Consider the following 10,271-nt stretch of genomic DNA (forward strand, 5'->3'; position numbering starts at 1 on the left):
CTCATGTCTCCTTGGCCGGCTGCACCACATCAGGCGGGTCGTTCTGCGCGGCCGGGCATCCCCTCCGGCCGACAAGGGCGGAGGCGGCGACCCTTTCCGACGCGTCGGTGGCGGCGATCCTGGCTCACAACGAAAAGGGCCAGAAGCTTTGCGGCTGGAGGCCATGATGAACGATCTTTTCGACCTGCTCGGCATCAAGGGACCGGTCGTGGCGGCGGGCCTCGCCGGCGGCGTTCTGCGCGCGCTGTCGCGGCATCGCTACAAGCTGCGCGAAATGGTGGCCTCGCCGATCTGCGGCGCACTTGCGGCGGCCTACCTGACGCTGCCGGCGGTGTCCTACGCCAGGATCGCCGGCCTGCCGATGCCCGATCCCGCCGACGACACCACCACGCTGGCGGCCGCCTTCCTGATCGGCGTCTGCGCCATGTGGATTTCGGACGTCCTGTTCGAGTTCGTGGTGCGGAGAGTCAGCCGCGCGCGGGACGAATAGCTGGTGCGGCGGCGATTGCTTGGCGGAATTGCCGAGGCACGTTTCCCGCGGCATCGAACCATCGAAGACAACCCAAAATAGCCCGTTCCGGTTCGCCGGGCGGGCTATTTTCGCGTGTCGGGCCGATCAAGCGAGGATGTTGACCGCGCGTGCCGCGACCAGCGCGATGGTCAGCAGCGAGATCATGGCCTCGGCCATCATCAGCAGCTTGGCGCGCTGGGAGAGTGGCAAGGTATCGGTCGGCGAAAATGCGGTCGCATTGGTGAAGGCGAGGAAGAAATAATCGACGAAGCCGGGCAGCCAATCTCGAAGCTCACGGTCGTTCAACGTCATCTGCGCGAACAGGAAATCGGCCTGTGCGAGCTTGACGAGGCCGCAGGTCGGCGGACCGCCGCGGTCGGTGCTCCAGAACCACAAGGCAAAAACGATGACGTTGGTGACCCAGATGTTGAGCGCGTCGATCAGCAGCGTCGTACCGCTACTGCCGGCATGGCCCTCCAGCAAGGCACGCACCAGCAGGACCAGCGAACCGCAATTGATGATGCTGATGATGGCGGTCATGGTCAGGGCTGTTCTGCGGATCATGACCCGAAACTGGCCGATCGCATGCCACTCGTGGTCCTCGACCGCCTTTCGGGTGGCGGCCTGCGTCCAGGCGGTGGCCACCGACAAGGGCAGCAGCAGGGCCGCCTCCAGCGCGGGCGCCACCCAGCGCGGCCCGAATGAGAGATTGTTGATGACCAGAAGCTGCAGGCAGATGATGACGAGAACGGCCGCACGGGCCATCCAGAAATCGAGCGCACGGTAGTGAATGACGGCATGGTGGTGGCGCATTTTTCAAATCCTGGATGCTTTTTGGGGACGGCAACCGGTCAGGCGTAGGCGACGCCTGCCGCGATCACGCCCAAGGCGCCATGCCCGGCATGTTCAGGGTGCTGCGCGATGGCGTGTTCCATTGTTGTCTTGCTGGCATGTGATGACGGGAGAGGCGGCATGGTGGCGCGAAACTCTGCCTCAATCTTGGTTTTGCCATGGTCGGCCAAGTATACATTTTCGTAAGCTTCAAGTTCTGGGCTGTTCGTAAAACCGTCCGGTGTGATTTATCCACCGCATGACGCGAATCGACGAAACCATGAACGGTTGGCTGCCGGTCGGCAGTTCTGTTCCAGGCGACTGGTGGCAGTCGTCGATCTGGCCGGGGCTGACGCGCTATCCAGAAGCCGGCCTAGCGCTTTTATGCCTGACGCAGATCCTGTGCTGGACCGTGATGCCGGCGCTTGTCGATGCCGCCCCGCCCGGCGATGTCGTCGAGAGCTTTATGTGGGGCCGCGAATGGGTGCTTTTGACCTACAAGCATCCGCAGCTCCCCGGCTGGCTGCTCGAGATCAGCCATCTTCTGACCGGATCGTTCCGCTGGCCGCAATATCTGCTCGCCCAGCTTGTCGTCTCGGCGACCTTCGTCTTCGTCTACCTGCTGGCCCGCGACATGCTCGGGAGAACCCGCGCGCTGGCCGCCGTGCTTTTGATGCCGTCATTGTATTTCTTCGGCTGGCCGACACCGCAGTTCAATCATGATTACGCGCAGATGCCCTTCTGGGCCGCAATCTGCTGGCTGCTGTGGCGTGCGGGCCGTGGCGGTGGGCCGGGCTGGTGGCTGGCGCTCGGACTGGTGTCGGGCGTCGGGCTCTATGCCAAGTTTTCCACCGGGCTGCTGTTGCTCTTCGGGGCGATCTGGCTGTTGTCGGACACGCGGGCACGCAATCGGCTCGCCACGCCCTGGCCCTGGCTTGGGCTCGCGGTTTTCCTCGCCGTCGCCGCGCCACTGGCCATCCAGCTCTACCGCATCGATTTCCTGCCGCTGACCTATGTCGCCGGCCGCGATGAATGGGTGTTGGTCCACCGCGCCCGCCTTTACTATATCGGTGTCCAAATGGCGGGGCTCTGCGGCTTATTGCTGGTGCTGTCGATATCGGGGCTGTTGCGGCGTTCGCCCGCGCCGGAACAGCCCATTGAGCGCGGCGCGCTGGCCTATCTCGTGTGGATGGGGCTTGGTCCGGCGGTGCTTGTCATGGTGGCCTCGCTGTTTACCGGCGCCGGCGAGGCGTGGGGCGCGCCGATGTACAATCTGGTCGGCGTTGTGGCGATCGCCTTGCTGGGTCATCGGCTTGGCGCCGTCGAACTGCGACGGCTGGCGATCTGCGCGTTCGCCTGCATCCTCGGCATGTCCGGTGCCTATGCGGGCATCCGCTGGACGAGTTGCAATTTGCGCGGGCGCATGGATGCCGTCTGCTGGCCAGCGCGGCAGATTTCGGACGAAGCCGAGGCGGTCTGGCACGCGGCGGTGCCCGGTCGGCTCGACATCGTCGGCGGCGATACCCGCATCGCGTTGCTGGCGGGCCTCAACGCCTATGACAAGCCGTCGATCTTCACCGACCTCGACATGCGGCTCGCCCCCTGGATCACCAGCCAGCGGCTGCGCGATCACGGTATGCTCCTGGTCTGGCCCGGGAGCGGCGTGCCACCTCGGCTGCTGGCGTGGCTGGGAAACATCCCGGTCAAGACCGTTCTTTTCGCCTGGTCGCTCAGGGCACCACCGGTGGCGATCAGCTTTGCCGCCATTCCGCCTGGCATGAAGCTACCGGGTTTGATCGACAGCCTCGCCCAACCGAGCAATTGAGGTAGATCCACCGCGTCCGCTGGACGAAGCAGGTGACAATGCCCATTTATGGCGAGACCACTTGCTTTCACGCAATTCCAGACGGAAAACCGCTACACACTTTTCCTGGAATTGCTTTTGAGGAGACGTGACATGGCGACTTCGACCGAACGTGCAGTCCTTGCCGGCGGCTGTTTCTGGGGCATGCAGGATTTGATACGGCGCTATCCCGGCGTCATCTCCACCCGTGTCGGCTACAGCGGCGGCGACGTGCCCAACGCCACCTACCGCAACCACGGCACCCACGCCGAAGCCATCGAGATCAATTTCGATCCGGCCATCATAAGCTATCGCACGCTGCTGGAACGCTTTTTCCAGATCCACGATCCGACGACCCGCAACCGCCAGGGCAACGATGTCGGGACGAGTTATCGCTCGGCGATCTATTACACCAGCGACGAACAGAAGCGCGTCGCCGAGGACACCATCGCCGATGTCGATGCCTCGGGCCTGTGGCCGGGCAAGGTCATCACCGAAGTCGCACCCGTTGGTCCGTTCTGGGAAGCCGAGCCCGAGCATCAGGACTATCTGGAGAAGTATCCCAACGGATACACCTGCCACTTCGTCAGGCCAGGCTGGAAGCTGCCGGTTCGCGAGACGGCGGTTTCGTAGATTCGCAACTGCGATTTGCCCTGCATTGCTGCTCGACGGTGTCGTCGAGCAGGTCATCGCATCCAAACCCCTTTCAGTCAGCGCACCGTGTCGCGTCGGCCATTGAGCTTTCACAATATCCGAGCGCTCTTCGAACGCCTTCGTCAACGGCGAATGCGGATGCGGTAGGCAAACACGGTCAGGTGGTTGACAGCCTGCCGTATCGCAGTCCAATTGCGCAGGAAGAGCTGATTTCGGGAGACGGGCCGTGAAGAAAATCTGCGAAAAGCCAGTGTTTGTAAAACGCGAGCGTCTTTCGGTTGTCACTGCCTTGGCATCGCCTTCCACTCAGCCGACCTGACAAGCTCGCCCTGATCTGTCGGCCCGTTTGAGCCGCCGAAGATGAGGCCGATCGAATCGACCGATCACTCGGAGCCGATCACAGCCGTTTTTGTCCTCGATATCTCTAACCATACGGGGCCTCTGCTCGCCGGCTGGCTAGAGGCTGGAAATGCAATTGGCGCGATCATCGTGCCCGGGTTCCGGCGTCGTCCCACCGGTTTCAGCATCGGCAATTTCCGACGAAGGCTTCAACGCAAGCTGCTGCTCAGGCGGTTTGTCGGTAACACGACTGTCAAGTTGATCGAATTTGGCCGCCCTTACGATTGGAATGCGCTTGGTCGCCAATTGTCTGACCTCCGCGCCGATGTGCTGGTCTGCTACACTTTGCCTGTCTTGATCCCTCAAGAGGTTCTTGGCCATTTTTCCAAAGGCGGGGTCAACCTCCACCCGGCGCTGCTCCCCGACTATCGAGGGCCACATCCGACCCAGCGCTTGGCCGTGGACGGCCGGTGTGCGGCTCATGGCGGCGTCACGCTCCACAAGATGTCCGCCGGTTTTGACGAGGGTGACATTCTCGGGCAGGTGCCGTTTTCCGAAGCTGACTGGACCTCGAGAGAAGCCTTGGTCGACAGCACGGCAACCGCTATGCGGATTCTGGTGAGCGAGGCGGTGCCGGCCTACTGCCGGGGGCTGTTGTCAGGAATGCCGCAGCCGAAAGGCGACTTCGTCTGGGCACGGCTTCAGCCCAGCCACCTGATAATCTCGCCGGCCATGTCGGTCGAGCATGTTGTACGGCTATGGCATGTGCTCGGCCTTCTGCCAGGCATCTATCTTGAAATCGGAACGCGCAAAATCAGACTGGGATTCCAGATCAGAAGGCTGGGGCCTTGCACAGGAAAGGCTCCGGTCAGGCGGTGGGGAACAGTGGAATTCGATCTCGCCAACGGTCGGGTCCTGTATTTTACCTACGGTAGAGTGCTCAAACGGCTGCTCAATTCAAAACACCTGTTTTTGCGCCCGCCCGCCGGAAAACCCGCTCCACAAATCCGGCTGTTCGGCAAAACGAGTGCTGCGGACCAGAGAAACGGATGAAGCCGCTGGGCGATGCCCAGCGGCTTCATCCGTGTGCGGTTACTTGCCACAATTATTATCGTTTACCGTTGGCGCCGTCGCGTTACCATCGGCGTCCGTCTGCGCGCCTTGCGGGTTGGTCGGGCAATTCTGATCCGCGTTCGAATTCATGTCCCCTACCGTGCCAGTCGTGCTGTTGGTCGTGCCCGGGTCGACAGTGTCCGGCTCGACCGTATTCGGTGAAGCCGGCGTGTTCGGCTCAACCGTCACCGATTTGCCGCTGCCGCTTCCATTTGCGTTGTTGCTGCCGGCGCTTTGCGCCATGGCTGACGTGGCCAGACCAATGGTGAGAACCGAAGCTGCGAGGATTTTCATGAACATGGTTTGTCTCCATTTCTGTGAAGTCGTCGCTTGTTTTCTACGAAAGTGATCGCGTTGCGACTGTGGGGACAACCGGTCGCGGCGGCGAAGGTTCCCGACAAAATTCCGCTCAGGCGCACCGTGACTGGCGCAATGCTTTTGGCGCAGTGCTCTGAAAAAACGGCTTTCCCTTGAACTCGAATGATGCTTTAAGGCGCACATCCACAGGGGTGCTCCGTACGGTCGGGGCTGAGACGGGGGCGGCAAGCCCACAGACCCTAGAAGCTGATCTGGGTAATACCAGCGGAGCGAGGCGGGCGATGTTTTCAGGCGCACAGATTTCCCTATACCCCATGACCGACGAATTCGTCGGTGTCATTCTTGGCGCGCTCGGTGCGCTCGATCCCTGGCGCGACAAGCTCAGGATCGAGACCGACGACATCTCGACCTTGCTGGTCGGGCCGCCCGAAGTGCTGTTTCCCGCCATGCGCGACCTCTTCGTGGCGGCGGCACGCAGCGGCAAACATTGCGTGTTGTCGGCCGCCATCTCGCGCGGGTGCCCTGGCGAGCCGGATGACCCGATCTGCCGCTCCGATGCACTTGGCGGGCCTGTCGGGCCACTCGGCCCGCGCAAGGATGCGGCCATTGCGGCGGTGCGCAATGCTGCTGCCACCGGCCAGCCGGCGGCGGCGCAGTTCTCGCTCTATGTGATGGGCACCGACGACCACATGGACGAGATCTACGGCTGCATCGATTTTCTCAAGCAGTCCGGCGTCTATGAGCGTTCCAAGCATTTCTGCACGAAACTGCGCGGTGATGCCGGTGCGATCTTTTCGGCGCTGGACGAGGCCTTCTGCCGCTTCGGACCAGGCGCCGGCCACGTAACCCTCGACGTCACGGTCTCGGCCAACAGCCCGTCGGCTGTCTGAACCAGCCGCGCTTTCGCGCTGCCGTCAAAGGTTGTCTCCCGTGGCCACATCATCAGTCGCTTCGCGCCCGATCGCGAGCCTTCTTGTCAAGGCAATGCCGGCCATGATCTCGGTCGGTTTGCTCCTGCTGGCGTGGGAGCTTTATGCCACCTATTCCGGCATCAGGCCGACGACACTGCCGGCGCCGTCGCGCGTTTTCGAGCAAGCGCTGCTCAATCGCCAGGCGCTGGCCGACAACGCCATTCCGACCATCGGCGCCACGCTGCTCGGCTTTGCCTGTTCGCTCAGCGCTGCCTTCGTGCTGTCGATGCTGGTCGACTTCTTCCAGCCGCTGCGGCGTGCGCTGTTTCCTGTCTTAATCGTCAGCCAGACCTTGCCGCTGGTGGCGATCGCGCCGCTGGTGGTGCTCTGGTTCGGCTTCGGGCTGGCGCCCAAGATCATGCTGGTGGCGCTGGTTACCTTCTTTCCGATGCTGGTTGCATTGGTCGAGGGTTATGAGTCGACCGAGGCCGAGATCGGGCAAATGCTGCGCGCCATGGGGGCAGGGCGCTGGCGCATCTTCGTGCTGGCACGGCTGCCTTCGGCGCTGCCCTATTTCTTCGCTGGTTTGAGGATCTCCATCACCTACGCCGTGGTCGGCGCGATCTTCGCCGAATATGCGGGGGCCGCGAAGGGGCTGGGCATCTACATGCTCAACGCCAAGAACAATTTCCGTCCTGACCTGGTTCTTGCCGCCGTCGGAGTGAGCGCTGCCCTGACCCTTGTCCTGTTCGGGTTGACTGTACTGCTGCAGCGCCTTGCGATGCCCTGGGAGCGGGCCGGCAAGGAAACCGTCGGGAAGGGGCCCTGGCGATGAGCCGGCTCGAACTGCGGTATGTGCGCAAGGCGTTCGGTGGGCTCGACGTGCTGGCCGATATTTCGCTTAGCGTCGGCGCTGGTGAATTCGTCTCGATCCTTGGACCCTCGGGCGCCGGCAAATCGACACTCTTCCAGCTTCTGACCGGCGCCGAGCATGGCGAGGGCGAGATGTTGTTTGACGGCGCGCCGCTCGACGACCACGGCAGGCATTTCGCTTTCATGCCGCAGCGTGACGCGCTGATGCCGTGGCGGCGCATCCTCGACAACGCAACGCTCGGGCTCGAAGTGCAAGGCATGAGGAGACAGGCGGCGCGGGCGCGCGTTGCGCCGTTGTTTGCCGAATTCGGGCTTGCCGGCTTCGAGCGGCATTTTCCAGCGCAACTGTCCGGCGGTATGCGCCAGCGCGCGGCCTTGCTGCGCACGGTGGTGCAGCAACGCGACATGCTTTTGCTCGACGAGCCGTTCGGCGCGCTCGACGCGCTGACCCGCACGGCCATGCAGCGCTGGCTGGAACAGATGTGGCGGCATCATCGCTGGACGGCGCTCCTGATCACCCATGACGTGCGCGAAGCCGTGTTCCTGTCCGACCGCATCTATCTGCTGTCGGCGCGCCCGGCCCGCATCGTGCGTGAAATCAAGGTGCCGCTGCCGCGCCCGCGCAGCCTTGGCGGCGATGCCGCGCGCCAGGCAAGTACGCTCGAGGCCGAGATTCTCGACATCATCCTCAACGCCACCCCATCCAAAGGACACGATCATGACTGACTTGACGCGCCGGCAGGCCTTGTTGCTGACCCTTGCCACAGGCCTTCCGCTCGTTGCCGGATCGGGGCGAGCCCAAGCACAATCGGCACAAAAGGTCACCGTTGCCCTCGACTGGACTGTCAACACCAACCACATCGGACTGTTCGTCGCCCGCGACAAGGGCTTCTATCGCGAGGCCGGGCTCGAGGTCGACATCCTGCCTTACAGCGATACCGGTGCGGGCACGCTGGTTGCAAATCGCGTCGCCGATTTCGGCATCAACGGCACCATCAGCCTGTTCACCCAGAGAACCGCCGGAGCGGACCTGAAGGGCGTCTATGCGGTGGTGCAATCGGAAACCGGCCGCGTGGTCTTCAATGCGGCCCGCAGCGAGATCGTAAGCCCGAGAAACCTCGACGGCCTGACCTATGGCGGCTTCGGCAGCGCCTGGGAAAACGCCCTGATATCGACCATCATCCGCCATGATGGCGGCAAGGGCAATTTCGAGACGGTGACGCTCGGCACCTCAGCCTATGAGGCGCTGGCCAATGGTTCGGTCGATTTCACGCTCGAAGTCTCGACCTGGGAGGGTGTCGACGCCGAGCTCAAGGGCGTCAAACAACGCAGCTTCGTCTATGCCGATTACGGCGTGCCTGACGAGCACACGACACTGATCTCTTCGAGCGAAGCCTATCTCCAGGCAAACCCCAAGCCTGCGGCCGCCTTTGTCCAGGCGACGCGGCGCGGCTACCAGTTCGCGGTCGATCACCCCGAAGATGCGGCAGCCCTGCTGATCGCGGCCAACAAGGATGCGTTGACCAATCCGGCGCTGATCCACGCCTCACTGAAGGCGCTGATCGACGGCCATTATCTGCGCAGCCAAAGCGGTGCCATCGGGACGATGGATCCGGCCAAGATGGGAGCGATCGGCGGCTATCTCTTCGCGTCCGGCATTTTGCGTGATGCCGACGGCAAGCTGGTTGCTCAACGCCCGGATTTCGGGAGCTATTTCCGCAACGACTATCTGAGCTAGTCTGGCAAAACCAAATGAGATGGGTCGCCAGTCTTTCTGGGCGACCGCGTGGAGCAGGTCGTCTGGGAGTGGCGCCCTGGCTCCCCGACAGCCAGTTTAATGCCGATCTGATCTTGTTGATTAACTGCCCGGCAATGGTTGCGTGCAAAGGTCGCCCTGAGGGATCATTGGGGTGTTTGCATTGCTCATATCAAAAAGCGAGGCGCTTTCGCACATCAGTGACGGCAGGATTTTGTCCGCAGCCCGAACGCGCGAAATCCTGGTGGATTTGCGCGAAGGTTTCTTTCGGATCTGCGCGCTGGCCTTCGCGGGCATGTTCGTCTACCGCGGCGTATCTCACCTGATGCTCGACCCGACCCGCATCAATGTGGCGCTGATGGCAATTTCCGAGATCCTGACCTTTACCTGGCTGCTTCTGTCGCGGCGACCACAGGTACGCGACTGGAACCCGCTGACGGTGGTTGTTTCGGTGGTCGCCAGCTTCGGTGTCGGCTTCATCGACCTGGAACCGGGCGTGGCCATCATCCCGATCTATGCCGCCGCGCCGCTGCAAGTCCTGGCGTTGGGGTTCGTGATCTGGGGGAAGATATCGCTAGGGCGTTCTTTCGCCATTCTGCCGGGCAATCGCGGCGTGATGACCGACGGTGCCTACCGCCTGGTGCGGCACCCGATCTATGCCGGATACCTTGCCGGTCATGTCCTGTTCCTGCTGTCGGCCTTTTCCTTCTACAATCTTGCTGTCTACGCCGCGATCACCTTCTTCCAGGTTCATCGCATCCTGCGCGAAGAGGCGCTGTTAGCCGCGACGCCGGAATACCGGGACTATATGAAGCGCGTCCACTACAGGCTGTTCTATGGGATCGTCTGACAAGCCGGCCAGCGCAGAATCGTTCGGCCTGCAATCACGCTTGCACTCTCTCGCTCCCGCATCCGCCGACAGACTCTGGCCACTTGCAATCATCGTGGCGGTCTTGCTGATCTTGCGAGAGGCTCATGCCCTGTCCGGTGCGGTGTACGGCCTCGCAGTAAAGACGAGCAGAGTAACGTCCGATCATCAATGGCCTTACGCACTGTTAGTGTAAAGAGAAATTATTCCAACTTTATTATAATTTTATTTCAGAAATTTTGTTGATGTATACC

12 protein-coding genes and 1 riboswitch are annotated in these 10,271 nt (G+C 62.1%); of the genes, 9 read left to right on the forward strand and 3 right to left on the reverse strand.

Annotation, left to right across the window (positions count from 1 at the left end):
- Positions 1 to 166 precede the first annotated feature (166 nt).
- Entirely contained in the window at positions 167 to 490 is a 324-nt protein-coding gene (locus tag EN964_RS12890) for a hypothetical protein (protein WP_127271121.1), read from the forward strand.
- A 126-nt stretch (positions 491 to 616) separates the two neighbouring features.
- Here the strand turns inward: EN964_RS12890 and EN964_RS12895 are convergent, their stop codons facing one another.
- Together EN964_RS12895 and EN964_RS37675 are read right to left on the reverse strand one after the other, a co-directional pair.
- Positions 617 to 1,324 (reverse strand): hypothetical protein, encoded by a 708-nt coding sequence (locus tag EN964_RS12895; protein WP_127270889.1) that lies wholly within the window; start codon positions 1,322 to 1,324, stop codon positions 617 to 619.
- 38 nt (positions 1,325 to 1,362) lie between these two features.
- Positions 1,363 to 1,533 carry a hypothetical protein gene (locus EN964_RS37675; RefSeq protein ID WP_164748724.1) on the reverse strand — a complete coding sequence of 57 codons (171 nt, stop codon included), beginning with the start codon at positions 1,531 to 1,533 and terminating at the stop codon, positions 1,363 to 1,365.
- An 89-nt stretch (positions 1,534 to 1,622) separates the two neighbouring features.
- Between EN964_RS37675 and EN964_RS12900 the strand changes: the two genes are divergently transcribed.
- The 3 genes from EN964_RS12900 to EN964_RS12910 all read left to right on the forward strand — a co-directional run bounded on the left by EN964_RS12900 (position 1,623) and on the right by EN964_RS12910 (position 5,231).
- A complete protein-coding gene (locus tag EN964_RS12900; protein WP_127270891.1) occupies positions 1,623 to 3,167 on the forward strand; it encodes a glycosyltransferase family 39 protein in 1,545 nt (514 codons plus the stop codon).
- 132 nt (positions 3,168 to 3,299) lie between these two features.
- Entirely contained in the window at positions 3,300 to 3,818 is a 519-nt protein-coding gene (gene msrA / locus EN964_RS12905; protein WP_127272383.1) for a peptide-methionine (S)-S-oxide reductase MsrA, read from the forward strand.
- A gap of 381 nt (positions 3,819 to 4,199) precedes the next feature.
- Positions 4,200 to 5,231, forward strand: coding sequence for a formyltransferase family protein (locus EN964_RS12910; protein WP_127272384.1), 1,032 nt, complete (start codon positions 4,200 to 4,202; stop codon positions 5,229 to 5,231).
- 39 nt (positions 5,232 to 5,270) lie between these two features.
- Here the strand turns inward: EN964_RS12910 and EN964_RS12915 are convergent, their stop codons facing one another.
- Entirely contained in the window at positions 5,271 to 5,591 is a 321-nt protein-coding gene (locus EN964_RS12915; protein WP_127272385.1) for a hypothetical protein, read from the reverse strand.
- Positions 5,592 to 5,786: 195 nt separating this feature from the next.
- Positions 5,787 to 5,900: riboswitch (TPP riboswitch) on the forward strand.
- Between EN964_RS12915 and EN964_RS12920 the strand changes: the two genes are divergently transcribed.
- From EN964_RS12920 to EN964_RS12940, 5 genes are all read left to right on the forward strand, one after another.
- Positions 5,891 to 6,499, forward strand: a complete 609-nt coding sequence (locus EN964_RS12920) for a YkoF family thiamine/hydroxymethylpyrimidine-binding protein (protein ID WP_127271736.1) — start codon at positions 5,891 to 5,893, stop codon at positions 6,497 to 6,499. It overlaps the preceding riboswitch by 10 nt.
- A gap of 94 nt (positions 6,500 to 6,593) precedes the next feature.
- The gene (locus tag EN964_RS12925) at positions 6,594 to 7,355 is read left to right on the forward strand and encodes an ABC transporter permease (RefSeq protein ID WP_206517101.1); all 762 of its coding nucleotides are present in this window, start codon (positions 6,594 to 6,596) and stop codon (positions 7,353 to 7,355) included.
- A complete protein-coding gene (locus EN964_RS12930) occupies positions 7,352 to 8,119 on the forward strand; it encodes an ABC transporter ATP-binding protein (protein WP_127268776.1) in 768 nt (255 codons plus the stop codon). Before EN964_RS12925 ends, EN964_RS12930 begins: the two co-directional genes overlap by 4 nt.
- Complete coding sequence (locus tag EN964_RS12935) at positions 8,112 to 9,131, forward strand: ABC transporter substrate-binding protein (protein ID WP_127268777.1); 1,020 nt, start codon at positions 8,112 to 8,114, stop codon at positions 9,129 to 9,131. Before EN964_RS12930 ends, EN964_RS12935 begins: the two co-directional genes overlap by 8 nt.
- Positions 9,132 to 9,363: 232 nt before the next feature.
- Positions 9,364 to 9,999: an isoprenylcysteine carboxylmethyltransferase family protein gene (locus EN964_RS12940; protein WP_245465035.1), complete on the forward strand. Its 636-nt coding sequence runs from the start codon at positions 9,364 to 9,366 to the stop codon at positions 9,997 to 9,999.
- The last annotated feature ends 272 nt before the right edge of the window (positions 10,000 to 10,271 follow it).

This window comes from Mesorhizobium sp. M7A.F.Ca.CA.001.10.2.1, from assembly GCF_003998575.1.
Lineage (GTDB): Bacteria > Pseudomonadota > Alphaproteobacteria > Rhizobiales > Rhizobiaceae > Mesorhizobium.